The organism is Bacteroides sp. GM023 (assembly GCF_014750685.1).
Classification (GTDB): Bacteria; Bacteroidota; Bacteroidia; order Bacteroidales; family Bacteroidaceae; genus Bacteroides.
The window spans coordinates 136,179-156,273 of the sequence record NZ_JAAXGE010000007.1; the positions used below are offsets into that span (position 1 = coordinate 136,179).

General features: G+C 42.9%; 12 protein-coding genes and 1 pseudogene. 6 read left to right on the forward strand and 7 right to left on the reverse strand.

All coding sequences use genetic code 11. The features are described from left to right. Positions 1–9: 9 nt before the first annotated feature. The 4 genes and pseudogenes from HC965_RS16035 to HC965_RS16050 form a co-directional block, all read left to right on the forward strand. Positions 10–852 (forward strand): DUF5689 domain-containing protein, encoded by an 843-nt coding sequence (locus tag HC965_RS16035; RefSeq protein WP_191032401.1) that lies wholly within the window; start codon positions 10–12, stop codon positions 850–852. A gap of 20 nt (positions 853–872) precedes the next feature. After that, entirely contained in the window at positions 873–3,023 is a 2,151-nt protein-coding gene (locus HC965_RS16040) for a DUF6359 domain-containing protein (protein WP_191032402.1), read from the forward strand. A gap of 94 nt (positions 3,024–3,117) precedes the next feature. Further along, complete coding sequence (locus tag HC965_RS16045) at positions 3,118–3,972, forward strand: DNA/RNA non-specific endonuclease (protein ID WP_191032403.1); 855 nt, start codon at positions 3,118–3,120, stop codon at positions 3,970–3,972. A 168-nt stretch (positions 3,973–4,140) separates the two neighbouring features. Continuing rightward, positions 4,141–5,265, forward strand: a pseudogene (locus HC965_RS16050) (AAA family ATPase); the annotation flags it as partial. A gap of 226 nt (positions 5,266–5,491) precedes the next feature. On the opposite strand, the gene HC965_RS16055 reads toward HC965_RS16050, so the two are convergent. Further along, complete coding sequence (locus HC965_RS16055) at positions 5,492–7,603, reverse strand: BT4734/BF3469 family protein (RefSeq protein ID WP_191032404.1); 2,112 nt, start codon at positions 7,601–7,603, stop codon at positions 5,492–5,494. A gap of 1,010 nt (positions 7,604–8,613) precedes the next feature. Between HC965_RS16055 and HC965_RS16060 the strand changes: the two genes are divergently transcribed. Together HC965_RS16060 and HC965_RS16065 are read left to right on the forward strand one after the other, a co-directional pair. Further along, complete coding sequence (locus tag HC965_RS16060) at positions 8,614–9,087, forward strand: hypothetical protein (protein ID WP_191032405.1); 474 nt, start codon at positions 8,614–8,616, stop codon at positions 9,085–9,087. Between the two features lie 180 nt (positions 9,088–9,267). Then, positions 9,268–11,826: an outer membrane beta-barrel family protein gene (locus HC965_RS16065; RefSeq protein ID WP_191032406.1), complete on the forward strand. Its 2,559-nt coding sequence runs from the start codon at positions 9,268–9,270 to the stop codon at positions 11,824–11,826. 14 nt (positions 11,827–11,840) lie between these two features. Here HC965_RS16065 and HC965_RS16070 read toward each other — a convergent pair whose 3' ends face one another. The 6 genes from HC965_RS16070 to HC965_RS16095 form a co-directional block, all read right to left on the reverse strand. Continuing rightward, the gene (locus HC965_RS16070) at positions 11,841–13,487 is read right to left on the reverse strand and encodes a KGGVGR-motif variant AAA ATPase (RefSeq protein WP_191032407.1); all 1,647 of its coding nucleotides are present in this window, start codon (positions 13,485–13,487) and stop codon (positions 11,841–11,843) included. A 4-nt stretch (positions 13,488–13,491) separates the two neighbouring features. Then, positions 13,492–13,986 (reverse strand): helix-turn-helix transcriptional regulator, encoded by a 495-nt coding sequence (locus HC965_RS16075; RefSeq protein ID WP_191032408.1) that lies wholly within the window; start codon positions 13,984–13,986, stop codon positions 13,492–13,494. A 3-nt stretch (positions 13,987–13,989) separates the two neighbouring features. Then, positions 13,990–14,430, reverse strand: coding sequence for a hypothetical protein (locus HC965_RS16080; protein ID WP_191032409.1), 441 nt, complete (start codon positions 14,428–14,430; stop codon positions 13,990–13,992). A gap of 64 nt (positions 14,431–14,494) precedes the next feature. Then, positions 14,495–15,865, reverse strand: coding sequence for a glucoamylase family protein (locus tag HC965_RS16085; protein WP_191032669.1), 1,371 nt, complete (start codon positions 15,863–15,865; stop codon positions 14,495–14,497). 141 nt (positions 15,866–16,006) lie between these two features. After that, positions 16,007–18,322: a beta-glucosidase BglX gene (bglX, locus tag HC965_RS16090; protein ID WP_191032410.1), complete on the reverse strand. Its 2,316-nt coding sequence runs from the start codon at positions 18,320–18,322 to the stop codon at positions 16,007–16,009. A 141-nt stretch (positions 18,323–18,463) separates the two neighbouring features. Next, positions 18,464–19,996, reverse strand: coding sequence for a RagB/SusD family nutrient uptake outer membrane protein (locus HC965_RS16095; protein ID WP_191032411.1), 1,533 nt, complete (start codon positions 19,994–19,996; stop codon positions 18,464–18,466). Between the last annotated feature and the right edge of the window lie 99 nt (positions 19,997–20,095).

A 20,095-nucleotide genomic window follows, 5' to 3' on the forward strand; every position in this document is an offset into this window, starting at 1 on the left:
GAAACGATTATGAAGAAATTACTATCTATATTATGTACCGGGTTGCTGTTGTGTGGTGCAGTTCTTACTTCTTGTGAGAAGTATGATGATCCGGTAACAGGAAATGCTTATGGCAATAATTCTATTCCGGAAGGGCGTACCATTTCAATAGCTGCGTTGAAAGAGAAATATAATGACTTTATTGACACAAGTAAAGATACTTATACGACTATTGAAGGTGAGACTCGCATTGAGGGTGTGATAACCTGCGATGATGAGAGTGGTAATCTATACAAAAAGTTGGTGGTAGCTGATGAAACGGGCGCTATCGTTATTGGTGTTAATGCCACTGGCTTGTATGCATTTTGTCCGGTAGGTCAGAGAGTGGTAATCGACTGTAAGGATTTGCAGATTGGCAGTTATCGTAAACAAGCGCAAATTGGTACTGTTTATAATAATTCAGTAGGACGTATGCCTGAATATGTATGGAAACAGCATGTCCGTCTGATCAATGAACCGAAAATGTATTATGAGGAATTGAAACCTATTGAAGTTACTACTCCTGCCGAACTTGCTGCTATAGATCTGAAAGAAGCTCCGGTATTGGTGACTTTTAAAAATGTAAAACTATCCGAGGCAGACGGAACAGCTACTTATGCGCCGGGTGATGAAGGCTCTGTAAAACGTTATTTTACTTATGCTGACGGTACGGAAAGTGGAAATAATCTATTCCTTTATACAAGTGCTTATGCAAACTTTTCAACAGAAATAATGCCGCAGGGTAGTGTTAACATAACAGGAATTCTGCTGCGTTACAATAATCAGTGGGAAGTTATTGTTCGTACTTTAGATGATATTAAACGAAATAATTAATTCAATTAACATATACAATTATGAAAAAGATTCTAAATGCTTTATTCTTGACGCTGCTTACAGTGTTCACATTTAGTTCGTGTAGTGATGTACCGGCCCCTTACGATATATTAGGAGAAGGTGATGTGCCGGGATTAACAGGAGATGGTACTAAAGAGAATCCATATAATATAGAAGCTGCACAACAGAAACAAGATGGTTCTGTAGCTTGGGTGCAAGGATATATTGTAGGTGCTATAGAGAATGTATATGATGATAAAGGCGAATTTGCTGGTAATAAAGCAAGCTTTACGGCTCCTTTTACTATAACTTCTAATATCTTGATTGCTGAGAGCCCGGATGAAACAAATGAAAGCAAATGTTTACCGGTTAAAGTAAAAAATGGTAGCGATTTGTCAACAGCTTTGAATTTGAAAGACCACCCGGAGAATAAAGGAGGGGTTTTGTTGATTCAAGGTGAGTTGAGCGCTGGCTTCGGAAAGGCTGCATTGATTAATACAACAGCAGCAGTGTTTAATAATAAGGAGATTGGTGAAGAACAAGGGGGAGAAGACCCAGAACCGCCGGTTGGTAATGTTACATTCTTTGAAGAGGCGTTTGCTTCTAATAAAGGCTCTTTTACTATCGAAGATAAGACACGTCCGACTAAAGTTGATGAGATCTGGAAATGGGAATCTTATACACCGGAAACGGGTGGTACTGCTAGTACATATATGAAAGCTAGTGCTTTTATTTCTGCAACAGAAAAAGAAGCATCGGAAAGTTGGTTGATATCTCCTGCCGTGGATTTGACAAAAGCGACAAGTGCTTCATTAACATTTGAACATGCTCATAAATTCTGTGGAGATCCTTCTAAAGAATTAACTGTATGGGCGAAGGAGAGTACAGCTTCTGACTGGATTCAAGTTACTATTCCGACATACGCAACTAATTCCGATTGGAAATTTGTTTCCTCTGGTAGTATTAGTCTTTCTAGTTATGTAGGTAAAAATATGCAATTTGCTTTCAAATATATGAGTACTACTTCTGATGTCGGCACATGGGAAGTGAGAAACGTGAAAGTTACCGGCGAAGGTGAAGGTGGTGGAGAACCAACTCCTCCAGTTGAAGGTACTAAGATCTTTGTTGAAACGTTTGGAACGGTTACTGCTAATACGAATGTTGAAGGTTATCAAGGTTGGGATAATTCGAATTTAACTTTTAGCGTAAATAATCCAAAAGTAAATCTTCGCACTTCTCTTCATAAAACAGAAGCGAATAAGACGGAATCTACAGTAAAAATAAGTCATATTTGGTTTCCGAGCGCGGGGGATAACACATTTACAATTTCTAAAATAAATGCGGAAGGTTATAATAAGTTTGTTTTGTATTATGAGGAAGCTGCAAATACGTATAATGCTGGAAGTTCAATTGATTTGAATGTGCTGAAAATAAAATTCAATGGTACGGAAGTAATAGCTGGTAGTAAAGTTGTAACTGCACAAGTCGAAAAAGATGATGCCAATATATTCTATGAGATGCAAGTGGAACTAAATATAGCTGGTACTGCAAATTCTACATTGGAGTTCTCTGCTTTGGAGACTGAGAATACTTTAGGATTGCGCCTTGCTAATATTAGATTATATGCTATTAGTGAGGGGGGTGGAACTGATCCGGAGCCAGTTGGTAGTGAATTATTCATCTCTGAATATGTAGAGTCATTTAAAGGAAATAATAAATATGTAGAAATATATAATCCTACAAGCGAATCTGTTGATTTGTCTGGCTATTCGTTGAAAATGAATACAAATGGTAAAAAAGAAGGTGAAGAAATAGTATGGACATCTATTCATAATAAAGCTTTTACTGGAACTATTGAACCGGGACATGTTGTCGTATTTGCTAATAATCAAGCCGTAAATTACACAGGAGAAGCTGTAAAATGTTCTGCTATGACTTTTAATGGTGATGATGCTATTGGTTTATTTAAAGGAGAAACTTTGATTGACTTGATGGGAACTCCAGGGGTACAAGAAAAATTTGGAGAGAATGTTGTATTGCGAAGAGTAGCTACAGTGACCAATCCTAATACTACTTATGCTTTGGCTGAATGGAGCGAAATAAAACTAACATCAGCAGATGATGATGCGAGTGTTGGTATATCTGGACTAGGTTCTCATACAGTGGAATAAATTTTAGATATATACAAATAGAAAAAGTTGCCCTGTAAAGAGCAGCTTTTTCTATTTGTATATTATATAATCCTTTTTTAATATTGGCGATAACATGAAAAGTCTATCTATTTATAGTGTTTTCCTTTTTTTATGTGTTTTCTTTTTTTCATGTAGTGATGATGAAAAAAATAATAGCGATAATTTCGCCACCGGCATTGTAGAACTCCCTACTCTTCGTAATGGCGCAAACGATGTGTTTATAACTCATTCTACTACTTTTAACGGGCAGAAAGTAAACTCTTTCAGCATGGAGTATGATAAGAGTAAGAAACACTCCCGTTGGATTGCCTTTCGGTTTGACAATCAGACAAAACAACAGAATGTATCTCGTAGTGATGAACCGTTTGACGCAGACCCTTCTGTAGGTTCAGAGTATCAACGTGTGCAAGCAGATTTCGGAAGAAAAGGCTATGACCGCGGACATCTCTGTGCTTCTGCCGACCGGCTTTATTCGCGTGAAGTAAACGAACAGACATTCTATTATACTAACATGAGTCCGCAACGGAATGCATTCAATACGGGAGTTTGGTTGGCATTGGAAGGACAGGTACAGTCATGGGGACGTAGTTGTACAGCTGCAGATACCTTGTATGTAGTAAAAGGTGGAACAATTGACAAGGAAGATCAGATAAAAGAATATATCGGCGGCGACCATAGTAAGCCTGTTCCTAAATATTATTATATGGCTTTGCTGTTTAAAAAGGGAGATTCCTTCAAGGCAATTGCCTTCTGGATGGAACATACAGATAGTAAACCGTCAAAAACAATAAAACTAGCCGACTATGTATTATCAATAGATGAGTTGGAAGAAAAAACAGGAATTAATTTTTTTCCCAGTCTTAATGATAACTTAGAGAATGCACTTGAAGCCACTTACTCAACTAAAGCTTGGCCTGGATTGGAATAGGCTTTGTTTTCAGATTTGTGCTTAAAGTTTAAATGGTTGAAAGTTATTTGGACTCGGTTCTTATGTAAACGTGCTTTGTCGGTCAGACATATTTTGTGGAATACTATTTGAAGCCTACTATTTAAGCCTTATATTTATTTACATTTCAATTTGATAAGAATAGGCATTATGGATAATACTTTCAGAATATACCCGATAGGGATACATAACTTTGAAGACTTACGTAATAGTAACAACGTCTATGTAGATAAGACGGAGTTGATTTATCGTTTGGCTAATACCAATTCGGTTTATTTCCTGAGCCGTCCACGTCGTTTTGGAAAAAGTCTGCTTGTGTCTACTCTTGATGCTTATTTTCGGGGGAAGAAGGATTTGTTTCAAGGATTGGCGATGGAACGTTTGGAGAAAGAGTGGAATGTCTATCCGGTGTTGCACCTTGATTTCAGTATGACAAAGTACACGGCACTTTCTGACCTTTTGGGACAGTTGAATCTGAACTTATACGATTGGGAAAAACTCTATGGGAAGGAAGAAGTGGAAGGTACGCCGGCAGAACGTTTCCGGGGAGTGATTCGTCGTGCTTATGAACAGACGGGCAAACCGGTAGTAGTGCTTATTGACGAATACGATGCTCCTTTATTAGATAGCAATCATTTGCCGGAACTGCAAAATGAACTTCGTGAAGAAATGCGGAAATTCTTCAGTCCCTTGAAAGCGCAAGGAGAATATCTTCGTTTTCTTTTTCTGACAGGTATCAGCCCGTTTAATCAAATGAACAGTATTTTTGGTGGCCTGAATAGTTTGCAGAATCTTAGTATGCAAGATGGGTATAGTACTATTTGTGGTATTACGGAAAAAGAATTACGTAGCCAATTGAAAACAGATATTATATTAATGGCCCAAGTTAATAATGAAACGTATGATGAGGCTTGTATCCATCTGAAACAACAATATGGTGGATATCGTTTTAGTGAACATAGTGAGGATATTTATAACCCATTTAGTTTATTCTGCGCGTTTGACCAAAAGAATTATGGAAACTTCATGAACAGAGCGCCTGCTTTTCTAGTTGATATGTTACAACAGCATAAAGTGGACATCTCTAAATTAGAGGGTACTACGGTTACTTCCGGACAGCTTGATGCACCAATTGCCCCGATAGCAGACATTTTACCAGTACTTTATCAAAATGGTTATTTTACCATTAATGAATATGATTCAGAGTTTCAACTTTACACTCTTGCTTGCCCTAATGAAGAAGTACGAGAAGAATTAACCAGATTTTTAGCTCCAATTATGGGGACTTGATTATTGGGGCTTAATTACTGAAGGATTATAATATATAGTGTGAAAGTATATCTATATTCTAATATCACTCTCTATTGATTTCATCAATTCCTCTTTCAACCTATCACCACCTCGCTGAAACTACTTATTCATCGTGCTTACAGAGCGGTGATAGGTTATTCACAACCTATCACTTCATCATTCACCTATCACCACTCTAATAGCTGTATATTTATTCTCTTTTCGGCTTTATTCGAACCACTTTATAAACATTTCCGCGTTTGGCATGTATAGAAGGCACTTGGTTTCTTTGCAATATTCTTCCGAACTGAATAATATTGCAGTTGGACACATGAATCCTGCTGTCATGTTGTACCTGTTCCAGTATCTCGATGGCGAGAAGTTGCTCGTATTCTTCCTCATCCTCTTTGGCAGCCCGGAAATATTGGTGAAATAACTGCTCCGCAATGGGGATAACTTGAAATTCCTGATTACCTTCGTTCATAAGTTTTTCATCTTCAGTGTCAAACCAGTAGCGTTCTCCTCTGTAGATGTCGTGCATTGCTTGTGCATAAAGCTGTTCGTAGTCGATTGGAGAACAGTCTATTGGAGCGGTAACGTTGATGACGATGTAGCGTCGGCTACCGGAAGTGTCCGTCAGTAAATCCTTGTGATTGCTTGTGCCGATAAATGAAGCGTAGCGGCGCATCTCTTGTGTGGCCGTACCGTGGGGACGACGGACGTTGACTATCGGTTTTTGAAGAATGTGTTTCAGGAAAGCCTGTTGGTTCACTCTATTTTGGTCGAACTCGTCCATGTTGATAAGCGCAAAACGGTTCAGGGACAGTTCGGCGTCTCTTTTATTGCTGAAATCAATGTGGTCGGTGTAGTAGGGCTGCAATTCGGTCGGCAACAGATTCCGGCAAAAAGTGGATTTTCGGTAGGCTTGTGGGCCGACAAGTAACGGAACCGTGCAGTTTGAATACTTGCGGTCTGTGTGACGCCAGTGGGCTACCATGTTTAGAAACCAACGATAAAACAGGTTGGGCCAATGGGCATTGTTGCAAGGAACGCGGGTAGCCAGTTCACGAATCCGGTCGCGACCGTCCCAACGGATATCTACGCCGAAGAGAAAATCCTCGATAGGGTTGAATACCGGGATGCGGTCGGAGTTCAAGTAGCGGGCGACGTCCCTGTCCCAAAGGCTGAGCCCTTCCAGGCGGGCGTTCATGGCGATACTGTTTTGTACCCGGTTGGTGATGGGGCGGAAACAGAAACAAAAAGTGTTCCGTTCGCGATATTCCGTTACGGTGGTCATTGTGTTGTAGCGAAACTCGTATCGGCGTTGCATAAATTCTTCCGTGCGAAGTTCCAGTTCTTGTTCTGTTGACAAGGGGGATTTCTGCCCGAAACCTTTGGCGATTGTGTATATGTTTTGTACGGTTTGGCGGATAAGGAACTCTTTCTTCTTGACGTAGAAATGGGCGATAGCCCAACGGGCGGTTTCTTCTTCCGGTATGCCTGCCTGGAAACAATTTTCCGCAAGGCGGACTAGCAGTGGCTTGAGGTCTTCATCCGAATGGAGATGTATGTTGGGTTGAGATTCACTTAATGAATGATAAGCCTTGTTCAAGGCGGCTTCGAAGAGGGCGGACAAGGTGTCGAAACTATCATAACCCGGAATCAGCCGCTTGAATGGGGATGTTTCCGCTTGTACGGACTCTTTGTAAGTGGTGTCCGACGGCATTTCTAATGGTTGACGCATGTAAATGACGGTAGAGTCGGGGTTGTAATAAAGTTCCGGGTCGTAGGTTTGGCGGCAGAATTGCTCCAATGTCGGGTTTTTAAGTTCGATGGGGTAGGAGAGTGCCGGTTGGTATAGGCTGACTGCTTTTCTGTAAGCGTGGGCTTGGAATATTTCTGCTTCTTCTTGGGTCTTGGGTAGTGAATTGTCCGGGCGCGTGAAGCGTAGCCATATTTTTACGGAATGTCCGCCGGAACCCATGAAGGCGGCAAAAGTTTGCGTAAGTTCTGCTGCTTCCTGTTTCACTAGGTTTACTTCCGTCCGGTTGGCCAGATGGTTGACTTCTATTTGCACAATACCGTTGTAGTCGGTCATTTGTGCGCCATTGGCTGTTTTGCGGAAGTTGGCTGCCGGGATGACTTTGGACAGTTTTTGAGCTTCTTCCAGTTTGGTATCCGGTGATGCGTAACGTATGTTTGTCCGTAGGTTGCTTATCGGGCGAGCTTTCGTTTCATGCTTCATCGCTTCTATTTGTAGGTTTATATCTAGCGTCCGCATGGTTAATGTCCCGCCGTTGTCCCGCATCAAAGTAAGTTTCATGTTGAATGTATTTATTGTTTTGTCTTTTTATTAAAGGCCGATAAAGGTAGGCTTTATTATCCGTTTTGCCAAGCTCTTTTGTCTTTATTATTGCTTGTTTTGTTGGCATACGGTGAGAATCTGTTGGTTTCATTATATGTGTCTGTTTGTTTCAAGTAGCGAAACACTTTGTTCCACGCCTTGGAACACTTTGTTTCAAGTAATGGAACACTTTGTTTCAAGCCTTGGAACACTTTGTTTCAAGCCTTTGGAACTAAAGTTTCCCGCGGGGGAAACTAAAGTTCCCCGCCTTGAAACTGGAATTACCCCCTGTTGAAACTTCTGTTTACACGTGGGCTTCTGTTTGTATGCAGGCTTTATCTATGTCGGGCGGTGATAGGTGATAGATGCGGTGATAGGTTACCACCAACCTATCACCTCTTTGAAAGTACGATGAATAGGGCGTTTCGGGAGTACGGTGATAGGTTGAAAGAGAATTCTTGTTTTTTATATATGAAGAGAGTAGCCGGATATACGAAACTTCCTGCATTTATTCCCATATTTCCACAGCATTTCAAAAAAAACGTATATCTTTGCAATACGTTTTTCACTCATCGGCGTGATGAAATAGGTGGAAAGCGTTTTTATTTCATAACGGAATATATAAAGTATTGTCTCTCTGAATCAAAATTTAGCGATTTAAACCACAGAGAGATGATGCGGCAGATATTCCACGCGAACGGTTTATATCAACATATCCGTAGAGGATGTGTTATATATAAATAATTGGCGTGGATGTCTGTTGTCATCATTGTCTTGTGGGAGGGTGTCGCTAGCCTTGATTCTGGATAATGGTACAACAGCATTCACGTCATTTTTGTATCCGGTCGGTTATGATTACCCCAGAAAAATCTAACCTAAACAATCCCCACCCGACCGAAATACAGAAAGCGTGACTGCTCGTTGTCCCACATAAACAAAACAATATTCACTTTTTAAGTTATTGTGGAACACACTAAAACAAATGTATTATGCCAAAATGGATTAGCGTAGAAGAAGCGACGGCCAAGTATGGATTCAACAAAGAAGTTATCCTGCTTTGGGCGGAAATGAAAAGATTCCCTGTGTCATATGGAGAACCTACCCCGACTGTTGATGAAGAAAGTTTTCAGGAATTTCTGTCTCGGATGAAACGAGGGATTACATCCGAATATATCGACACATTGGAAGAACTATACATTCAGAAAACGAGAGTCTGTGATATGTATGCCGAAATTATTGGCGCTCAAGATAAGGAACTCTTGCAGCTAAGAGAAAAGATAGCCAGTATAGAACAGATACAGGCAGCAATGAAAATGCAGAATAATCGGATACAGGATTGCAGAAAAGTGTTTGAAGAATATGAAGCAATTTTTCACGACAGTTGGGCTGCAAGACTACGCAGGAGCTTGAAACGGCTGCTGCCATACAGGATGTCTTCAAAGCATTGGGATGATTTGGAATGATAGTAATGATGATTTAGAATGACAATAAGAAAGATGTAGTAAGATTTTTTATCTGTTTGTTTTATTTTCTTAACTCCGAATGTTTCGTAACTGGCGGAAAACCATCTACTTTTATCCCCACGTTTGCAGCATTTGAGGATATGCTGCGTCTAATAAATAAAAAACTAAATCATTCTAGTCATGAAACACAGACTGTTGCTACTATTACTATTCGTGTTTGCTACATTTGCGACGGGGTGGGCGCAAAAAGCTGTAGACCCTTCTTTTACAATCAAAGGCGTGCTTTTGGATTCGTTAACCCAAGAGGGAGAACCGTATGCAACTATCAGAATTACAAAGAAAAATGCTCCCGACAAAGCTGTGAAAATGGCGGTGACCGGGGCGAGTGGTAAATTTCAGGAGAAACTGAATATACCTGCCGGGGATTATGTGATTAGCATTTCTTCGATTGGTAAAGCACCGATTGTGAAGGATTTTACTCTGAAGTCGTCTGCAAAAGTCGTTGATTTGGGTACGCTGTACTCTTCGGAAGCCAATAATGAACTGAAAGGAGTGGAAGTCGTCGCCCAGAAGCCTTTGGTGAAGGTAGATGTGGATAAGATTGAATATAACATTGAAGATGACCCGGACTCAAAGTCGAATAGCATATTGGAGATGCTTCGGAAAGTTCCTCTGGTTACGGTGGACGGGGAAGATAATGTGCAGGTGAATGGAAGCAGTAGCTTTAAGATACATGTGAACGGAAAGCCCAACAACATGATGAGCAATAATCCGAAAGAAGTCTTGAAAAGTATGCCGGCAAATACTATTAAGTATATCGAGGTGATTACTTCGCCCGGAGCCAAGTATGATGCGGAAGGTATCGGCGGTATTTTGAATATCGTTACTGTGGGTAGCGGGTTCGAAGGCTATACGGCTACTTTCAGAGGGAATGCCAACAACAACGGAGTAGGCGCAGGCACTTATGCAATGGTGAAGCAGGGTAAACTGACAGTTTCCGCCAACTACAACTATAATTATAATAATAGCCCGCGCAACTATTCCAGCAGTTACAGGGACAGTTATACCAGTGCGGAAAATGAAAGGTATCTGGAATCGGCAAATAGTTCTAAGTCGAAAGGGAACTTCCAATATGGTAATTTAGAAGCGAGCTATGAGATTGACACTTTGAGATTGTTGACTGTGGCTTTTGGAATGTATGGTAACAGTGGAAAAAACAATAGTGATGGGAATACGATTCTGCATGGAGCAGACCTCCAGGATTTTGCCTATCGTTATCGGACGGACAATCATGGAAAAGACTCATGGTATTCTATCAACGGAAATATAGACTATCAGCGTACTTCCCGAAAGAATAAAGAGCGAATGATTACTTTCTCTTATAAAATAAACTCCCAGCCTCAAACCTCTGATTTATATAATACTTATAAGGACATTGAGTTTGATGAAAACAAGCAGGAGGTTTTTGACAGATTGAAATTGGAGAATTTCCATTCGGACGGAAAGACGAATACAATGGAACAGACTTTTCAAGTGGACTACACCACTCCGATTGGAAAACTGCATACGATTGAAACCGGTGCCAAATATATTTTCCGGCGCAACTCTAGTGATAATAAAATGTATGAAGCTCCGAGCGGGAGTGAAGACTATGTGTACAGTAAAGACCGCAGTAGCGAATACCGCCATTTGAATCATATTATTTCTGCTTATGCCGGATATACGCTGAAATATAAGGATTTCACTTTTAAGCCGGGGCTTCGTTATGAGCAAACTATACAGGATGTGAAGTTCCTGGTCGGCCCGGGTGAGAATTTCAACTCTAATTTTAGTGATTTGGTTCCTTCCGTTTCATTGGGCATGAAGCTCGGCAAGACGCAGAATCTCCGTGGAGGATATAATATGCGTATCTGGCGTCCGGGTATCTGGAACTTGAATCCTTATTTCGATGACCAGAGTCCTATGTTTATCAATCAGGGAAATCCGAATCTGAAAAGTGAGAAGAGCCATTCATTTGATTTGTCTTATAGCAGTTTCAGTGCCAAGTTCAATATTAATCTTTCGTTGCGTCATTCTTTCAATAACAATGGAATAGAAAGAGTGAGCCGCCTGATAACTGCTGAAAATGGGGAAGACTTTGAGGGCGGCCATCACGCTCCCAAGGATGCCTTGTACAGCACGTATGATAACATCGGAAAGAGCCGGGAGACAGGATTAAGTTTTTATTTGAACTGGAATGCTTCTCCTAAAACGCGAATTTATATCAACGGGCGAGGAAATTATAGGGATTTGAAGAGTCCTGCGGAGGGATTACATAATTATGGATGGAATGCTTCTGCTTATGGAGGAGTTCAACAAACTTTACCGGCGAAAATCCGTTTGAGCCTGAATGGTGGCGGAAGTACGCCGCGTATCAGTTTGCAGGGAAGAAGCTCCGGCTATAATTACTATAGTTTGGGGTTAAGCCGTTCTTTTATGAAAGAAGAACGCCTGTCCTTGAATGTTTTTTGCAGTAATGTCTTTGAGAAATACAGAACTTACAACAGTCATACTGAATCGTCTAATTTTATATCGAGGAGTTCAGGCAAGTATCCGAGCCGGTACTATGGATTTAGTATCAGTTACCGCATTGGAGAGTTGAAAGCCAGTGTGAAGAAAGCTGCACGAAGCATCGACAACAATGATGTGAAAGGTGGCGAAGGCGGAGGTGGAAACGCGGGTGGCGGAGGTGGTCAGTAACAGACCACCCCTACTCAACTTAGCCAGAAGGATATAATGTGCCTTACGTCATACTTATCCAGTATGGCTAAGAATTTCTCATCTTCGAGACATTCTTGGTATATATAGAACATTTCGCCATACTTCACCCAGCGCAGGTCATAATTGTATTTCAAGGCAAGTTCTATATTTCTGTAGAAGTCAAGTTTGTCATTCATGCGATATTTGATTTCTGCAAGGGTCGCATAAGACATTCCCGATTCTGAGTCCATTTCCAGAGTTTCATAAATGGCTTCAAGCGCACTGGTATGTTTTTTATAGAAATTCCACAATTTCGCCTCTTCGTTGCGATATGTCACATTGCCGGGATGTGCTTTTATTAGCTTTGTGATCGCTTTTATATCAAGTTCTTCATTATGGAACATCATGTGGTCTATCTGTATCTTGAGAAATTCAGTGAACTCATTATCTTTATCATAAATTTTACTCAAAAGTTTTTCACTTCTCTGATAGTCTCCTAATAGGAAGTTCAGATAAATCTCCTTGAGTTGTATCGGAAATAAGTCAGGTCCAAGGGTGGCGGTAGCCTTTTGTGCATACTCTAACGCCTTTTCAAACTCAAAGCGATCATAATAATAGTTGCACAGGAATGAATATCCATGCGAAAATTTGGGGTATACCTTGACCAGCAATTCGGCTTGTTCCATGAAGCGGCTGTCATTTCCTCTATAGTAACGTAAAAGTTTATCTACTTCTAACTGAAACTGCTTGTAATTGTCAAAAGTTACGCGGTCTTTTTCTGAGAAATAATTCTTTACCAAAGAATCATACAGTGCCATATATTCTTTGGCGGAAGATGTTTTGGATACTTCGTATATATAAGATGTATTGCAAAGTTCATTCTCTTCCAGGCAACGATCGGAATGAATCACATTAGCGCTTTCGAGAGTTGCACCGTTTTGGGCGAGGCATTCTCTGATGATATTCGTCTTTTGCTCTACGATGATAGTATGCTTTACTCTCTCATCGGGGCTATCCGGCAGAGGGATGCGGGTCAGGACAAAATGGTAAGTCCTCTTGATATCCAGCAGGTTATTTCCCGGTGCGGATAGTGAGTGTAGAACCTTGCAGCAGCCTTTGATGTTTTCTTCATTGTTGGCTGCCAGAAAGACGACATCGTCGGCAAGTAAAGACATAGTGATGGCGGACATTTCTGTAATCCCGGTTCTGGAATCTATCAATAAGAAATCAGGTGCCAGTTCCTCTTCTATCTGTTTTTTCAGATTCAGAAAGAAATCAATCCCGTAACTGTTTTCCTCGTAAAATAAGTTCCACCAATTGATGCGTGCGAGTTTTTTCCAGTAATCGCTTGAGTCAACATCGCCTGCCGCACATAGATGGATGGTGCTTAGTGCGTTGGCTAACTGAATGTCAACAATGTAATCCGATATATGCCGGGGTTGTACATTTTCTACAGCGTACGAATAAATATAGTCTACCAGCCCTTTATGAACAGGCTGTTGAAGTTCTTTGGCGTACTTGCTTTGCAGCCCCGGAGCTTCCAGGTCAAAGTCGAGAATGCACACTTTCTTCCCAAATTCAGCCAAGCGATTGGCTACATTGACCAAAGCTAATGTACGGCCGACTCCTCCTTTGTATGAATAAAAAGTAAATGTTTTCATAACTTTATATGATTAGCATAAGTGAAGCTCTTTCTTTGGCAATGCGGGTAGCTCTGGCCGATTCTTCCGTTTGCTTGAATGGAACCGGAACTTGGGTAGGCTCACCAAGCTGAAAATTCAATTCACATTTTCTAGCGAGAACCCGGATGATTTGTATAACTCTTTCGAATTTGACTTTACCGTATTCTTGTTGTTCGTAGCGTTGAATTTGTTGTTCCGGTACTCCTATCTGGTCTGCCAGTTCTTTCTGGGTGTATCCGGAAGCAATACGTAAGGCTATGATAGATTTGGGAAGATTTTCATTTGTGAAGGATAAGTGTTGTTGGTTTCTTAGCTTCTCAAATTCCTCGATTTCCGAACTCAGGTCTTTTAGCCGGCAACAGTATGCTGCCTTTTGCATACGGTCGGTCAACTCTTCCCCTTTTATTTGATACAAGGCTTCCAGTAATTCTTCCATTTCCTGTTTGGCGCGTGTCAATTGGCTTTCGTTCTTGATCATATCTCAGTTCAGATTTATTTTTATTATTCCTTTTTTCTTCTTCTTTGCTCCTTTGATTCCTTGAAAGAAATCCAGATAGGAGATATTCAGCCCTGCATAAAGACTATATAGAAATAATTCTCCTTTGAATTTTTGTTTTTGCGTTTCCCTCAGTTTATGATCGTCTGTTAGGAGCAGGCAAGGTTCTTGCTTTTTCAGTATCTTAAGAGACTCTGCACTTCCTTTGAAACAGGCATCCCAGTCGTCGGGCTCCAATTTGTTGGTTACGAAGCTGCCGTCTATATAGATAGCTTCGCAACCACAATTCTTAAGAATATGAATAACCTGAAGCAATCCATCCAACAGTTCTTTGCGTTTGGGACTGAATCCGAAGAAATCTTCAAATTCATCCCAACTGAGAGTGTGAATTCCTTCAGGCAGGTATCCTTCTTTATTAAATTCCATATTAACACATCATATCTGTTGTGCAAATATAGGAAAAAGATTGGGATATTGAATCGTTCATGATTTATTTCTGTCTCACATCTTGCTTGTTGGTATTAAAACCAAGTTTTGTTAATCCGGCTTGTACGTCGGGATGGCTCATGAAGAGTTTCCATAACAATCCGGTACGGTAGTTCTCGATCATGACTGCAATAGGGCCCTGGTCGATGGCAAGGTAACGTTGAGGATACCAGTTGTCTGTTTCACTGAAAGCATCGTAGAATCCGAAAGGACCGAACACTTTGTCACCCATGTTGTACAGATGGCGCATTACCTGCATGGACTCCTCCGGCGTGTAGACAATGGATGAAAGTGCGGCGGTAGGAGAGATGACACCCTTATCATCCTGTTCATTGGGTGAATGAGCGGCATATCCGTCTACGGAGTAACTGGCAGTCAGTCCCCAGCAATCGGGTCCGAAACCTTTGTAATGTTTGGGGTTGCGGATGCAATAGGCACGGTTTACTAACGTCAGGTTACGCATTTCGTGGAAATAACTGGGGCAATATTCATCTTTCAGTCCCACAGGGTCAAGTCCGAGGAAAGAATATTGTGCCCAGAAAAGCGGTCCGGCTTCCGTTCCCTGATAGCGGAGATGCAGTTCGATTCCTTCTACTTTGTGTGGAGAGACGATTGCGCCGTTCTGTGCCCATCCGTCGTGGTAGACGGCGGCAGGTACTCCGTGCGTCGGCGAAGCGGCAGCAAGAATATACATAATCATGCATTCGTTGTAGCCATGAACGGGGAAATCCATTTCCCAACCATACGTAGGACTCCAATGCCAGTAAAGCACGTTCTGTCCACCTTTCCGGTACCAGTTCCAGTCTACATCACGCCATATCTGGTCGATACGTTGGGCGAGTGCCTTTTCTTTCTCGTTTCCGTTTACATAATATTGGTACACGGCAAGAAGTCCCTGGATAAGGAACGCGGTTTCCACGAGGTCACCTCCGTTGTCTTTCTGTCCGAAAGGTTTCACCTTTCCGGTGTCGCCATACCACCAGTGCGGATAAGCTCCGTGAAAGCGATCGGCCTTCTCAAGGAAGGAGACGATGCGCTCCATGCGTGCCAATCCTTCTTCACGGGTGACGTAGCCACGGTCAATGCCCGCAAGGATAGCCATGATGCCGAAACCGCTGCCGCCGGAAGTGACTACGTTGGCGTCATTCTGCGGATACTCTCCGTCTACATGATAACGTTCGGGAGCCAGACCGCTATTTGGTTCGGCACCTTCCCAAAAGTAGAGGAAAGTCCTTCGCTGAACCGTATCCATTAATGCATCGTCCGTCAATGAGTCGGTAGCGGCAGAAAGGTTGTCACTTTTGCTTTTCCCTTTACAGCTCTGGAAAGTCAGAGCGATGGCAGATAGAAGCAGCATGAGCGGAAGTGCGCTCATCACTGCGATTCTTTTATATTTATCGTTCATAATCAAGGTAATAATTTATTGGATTAGGCACGGATTACACGGATTACGCTGTTGTTTTATGTAACCACAGTTCCTAAAACCGTGAAATCCGTGTAATCCGTGCCTGAAAGTTTAGTTCAACGTAAATTTCGCAGTTTTCACATCCCGGCTGTTTGTACCTATCATCACTTCAAAGTCACCCGGCTCGGCTACCAGTTGAAGGTCATAGTTATAGTATCTCAACATTTCAGGAGCAATCTTGAAACGGACAATCTTCATTTCTCCCGGTTCCAGGAATATCTTTTCAAAACCTTTCAGTTCCTTTACGGGACGGGTGCTGCTGCCGACTATATCACGGATATAGAGTTGTACGACTTCCGTTCCGGGCCATGTGCCGGTATTGGTAACCTCCACGGCTGCGGTCAGCGAACCGTTCATATCCATGGTAGAATTGCTCAAATCAATGTCACTGTAAGAGAAGGTAGTATAAGAAAGTCCGTATCCGAACGGATAGAGCGGTTCATTATCCACATCCAGATAGTTGCTGCGGAACTTCTCGAACCATTTGCCTTCTTTCAATGGACGTCCCGTATTTTTATGTGCATAGTAAAGAGGAATCTGGCCGACATTCTTCGGGAAAGTCATCGTCAGCTTACCACCCGGATTGACATAACCGAAGAGAGCGTCGCCGATGGCATAAGCCGCTTCACTACCTCCGAACCATACATTCAGAATGGCAGGCACGTGTTCCTGCTCCCAGTTCAGCGTCAGCGGGCGACCGGTGAACAGTACAAGCACTACCGGCTTCCCTGTTTTTACTAATTCTTTCAACAAGTTCTGCTGCACATCAGGGATATTCAGTTCTGTACGACTGCTGCTCTCACCACTCATTTCCGAAGATTCTCCAAGAGCTGCGATGATAATATCCGACTGGCGGGCTACGTTCAGAGCTTCGTCCAGCAACTGCTGGTCGGTGCGGTTATCACGATTCAGTGAACGGCCGAACATTGTTGCCCGTTCTTCGTAAGCGGCATCGCTAATCAGATTGCTTCCTTTGGCATACCTGATATTCGCTTTTCCGGCAGTCATTTCTTTCAGACCTTCTACCAATGAAGGAGAACGGTCGAGCACGGCAGCTACGCTCCATGTACCCGGCATATTGCTCCGGCTGTTGGCTAACGGGCCGATGACAGCGATATTACCTTTGGGATTGAAAGGAAGAAGAGGTTCCGAAGGGGAACCCGGATGCAGCGTCACGTTGTCGTTCTTTAAGAGGACGAAACTTTCTGCTGCGATTCTGCGGGCTGCGTCACGGTGCGCTTTCGTAAAGATGTCGCGTGCCGGGCGTTTCGGGTCGCAATATTTATAAGGGTTATCAAACAAACCGAGTTTGTATTTGGCTTCCAGGATGCGGCGGCAAGCCGTGTTCAATGTTTCCATAGAAACTTTGCCTTCCTGAACGGATTTCTTCATTGTTCCTACAAAACCTTCGCTTACCATGTCCATATCGACTCCGGCATTGATGGCACGTGCGGATACTGTTTGCAGGTCGCCGATACCATGGTCTATCATTTCAGAAATACCTGTATAGTCGGTTACAACGAAACCATTAAAGCCCCATTGTCCGCGCAGAATATCTGTCATCAGCCATTTGTTGGCAGTGGCGGGTACACCGTCTACTTCGTTGAACGAGGCCATCACGCTGCCTACACCGGCTTCAACTGCTGCTTCATAAGGCAGCATATAATCGTTGAACATCCGCTGGCGGCTCATGTCTACGGTGTTGTAGTCACGTCCTGCTTCGCCTGCGCCATACAAGGCAAAGTGTTTCACGCAAGCCATGATTTCATCGTTGCGCAGCATATTCTTTCCCTGATAACCGCGTACCATTGCTTCGGCAATCATGGCGCCGAGGAACGGGTCTTCACCGCTTCCCTCGGATACACGTCCCCAACGAGGGTCGCGTGAAATGTCCACCATCGGACTGAATGTCCATGAGATACCGTCGGCACTGGCTTCTACGGCTGCGATACGGGCAGACTCTTCGATAGCTGCCATATCCCAGGTACAAGATAATCCGAGTGGGATAGGGAACATTGTCTCGTATCCGTGGATAACGTCCATACCAAACAACAATGGAATACCCAAGCGGGATTCTTCCACAGCCTGCTTTTGTACTTCACGTATCTTTTCCACTCCTTTCAGGTTGAATAAACCTCCTACTTCGCCTTGCTTGATTTTGGCGGCAATATCGCTGCTTTTGGCTTGTCCGGTGGTGATTTCTCCGGTGACGGGGAGATTTAACTGTCCTATTTTTTCTTCCAATGTCATCTTATTCATCAGTACATCGATGAAGCGATTCATGTCCTGTGGCGACTTCTGTGCCGACGCGGTCAGAAGACCTGCGGAAAATAATAGGATGGATAAACTTAACTTCTTGTATATCATATCATTATATCTATTTCAGTATTCTTTCTATAAAGCCCTCCTTATACGCTGAATGTCCGGCACCGAGGAAGGCATCGTTCGGCACCGAGGAACAGTAGTTCCGGCACCGAGGAAACAACCGTTCGGCACCGGGGAACTTTCTTATTGGTAATCGGGATTCTGTACCAGCACTCCTTTTGACTTGTCAATCTCCGTTTGGGGCAGAGGCAGTAGTGCGTTTTTGTCCTGATAATTTGTTTTACCGGCTGCGTGCAATACTTCTTTGGCGATGCCCCAGCGAACCAGGTCATAGAAACGGTCGAATTCCATGCCCAGTTCCACACGACGTTCGTGACGGATAGCTTCGCGCAGTTCGCCCTGGTCGTTCGTTGTGATTTTAGGTAATATATTGGTGTTAGTACCTCTGGCACGTGCACGTACTTGTTCCAGATAATCTACTGCTTCTCCGGGAATTCCCTTCTCATTGGCTGATTCGGCACCCATCAGCAGTACGTCTGCATAGCGGATTAGGCGGATATTCACCCAAAATCCCTTGTTCGTATATTCTTTACGTAAGGCAGGGTCGGTATAAGCTTTTTTGTTGAAGTAAGCGCCTATTGCCGGAGAAACCGGGGATTCTCCGTAAGGTTCGTTGGTGTTTTCCGGGGTGATAGGCTCATCATCCGATTTACGGAAGTAGAGTAGAGTGGCATTCTTACGTGGGTCGCCTTGTTCGTAGGCTTGTGCCATGTACTCTGTTGCCATATTCCATCCCCAGCCTAAGTCCCACTGGCCTGCTCCACGTACACCTTGCACTTCACAGAACTGGCTGCCGATAACGTCACTTTGAGGAAGAGCGGCGGTAGCGGTACATTGTAATTCGAAGATAGAACCACCGTTGTTTTCACCTTCATCCGTGAATATTTCATTATACGGGGTTTTCAGGTTATAAAGCCCTTTTTTAATGACGTCGGTAGAGGCGGTATACATATTGTTCCAGTCGTTACGCATCATATAAGTACGTGCGTGCAGGGAACGTGCGGCTCCCCAGGTCAGACGTCCGGTGTATTCGGTATTCCATGTTTCGGGCAGAGACTCTTCCGCTGTTTTCAGGTCAGCGTCTATCTGCTCGTAGATTTTATCGACGGTCGTTTTCGGAATATTGGCTTCCGATGCATCGTTGATTTTATAAGTTACGAGAGGTACTTCTCCGAAAGCTCTTACCAGGTTGAAGTAACAGTAAGCGCGGAAGAAAGATGCTTCTCCTTTATTGATAATATCTTCGGCTTCCGTCTGTCCTGCTGTCTCTTTTTCGGCGATGGCGGTAAGTATGTCATTACATTGGTAGATGATGGCATAATTCCTTCCCCAGTAGGCACCCAGCAAACCGTTGGTCGGTGTATAAACGAAGTCGTCATACATTTCGGCTACGTCGGAACCGTCACTGGATATACTTCCTTTTTCCGCATCCTCGGAACGAAGGCTGTGGATAGCAAATGCAGGAGGTCCGGCAGTAACGTCGTAGTTACGCATCAATGTGTAGACATTATAAATCTTACCGTTGACGAGTGCGTTCGGATTATCATCCTCGGTGAACTGTCCTTGCGGACTACGGTCCAGGAAGTCACTACAGCTACCCAGGAACAATGCGGTAGCAGCAATAAAGGCTGAAAATATATATTTATCTAGTTTCATATAATTATTAGTTTTAAAAATTGAAGTTATATTCCGCATGGAAACTTGGCAGTGGTGCCTCACCACCCGCATGGAAACTTGGCAGTGGTGTCTCATCAC

What these genes read in the sequence shown, in the direction of transcription:
- HC965_RS16065 (WP_191032406.1), top strand. Translation starts at nt 9,268, where the DNA reads ATGAAACACAGACTGTTGCTACTATTACTATTCGTGTTTGCTACATTT.
- bglX (WP_191032410.1), bottom strand. Translation starts at nt 18,322, where the DNA reads ATGATATACAAGAAGTTAAGTTTATCCATCCTATTATTTTCCGCAGGT.
- HC965_RS16055 (WP_191032404.1), bottom strand. Translation starts at nt 7,603, where the DNA reads ATGAAACTTACTTTGATGCGGGACAACGGCGGGACATTAACCATGCGG.
- HC965_RS16035 (WP_191032401.1), top strand. Translation starts at nt 10, where the DNA reads ATGAAGAAATTACTATCTATATTATGTACCGGGTTGCTGTTGTGTGGT.
- HC965_RS16085 (WP_191032669.1), bottom strand. Translation starts at nt 15,865, where the DNA reads ATGAGCGCACTTCCGCTCATGCTGCTTCTATCTGCCATCGCTCTGACT.
- HC965_RS16095 (WP_191032411.1), bottom strand. Translation starts at nt 19,996, where the DNA reads ATGAAACTAGATAAATATATATTTTCAGCCTTTATTGCTGCTACCGCA.
- HC965_RS16080 (WP_191032409.1), bottom strand. Translation starts at nt 14,430, where the DNA reads ATGGAATTTAATAAAGAAGGATACCTGCCTGAAGGAATTCACACTCTC.
- HC965_RS16070 (WP_191032407.1), bottom strand. Translation starts at nt 13,487, where the DNA reads ATGAAAACATTTACTTTTTATTCATACAAAGGAGGAGTCGGCCGTACA.
- HC965_RS16040 (WP_191032402.1), top strand. Translation starts at nt 873, where the DNA reads ATGAAAAAGATTCTAAATGCTTTATTCTTGACGCTGCTTACAGTGTTC.
- HC965_RS16060 (WP_191032405.1), top strand. Translation starts at nt 8,614, where the DNA reads ATGCCAAAATGGATTAGCGTAGAAGAAGCGACGGCCAAGTATGGATTC.
- HC965_RS16045 (WP_191032403.1), top strand. Translation starts at nt 3,118, where the DNA reads ATGAAAAGTCTATCTATTTATAGTGTTTTCCTTTTTTTATGTGTTTTC.
- HC965_RS16075 (WP_191032408.1), bottom strand. Translation starts at nt 13,986, where the DNA reads ATGATCAAGAACGAAAGCCAATTGACACGCGCCAAACAGGAAATGGAA.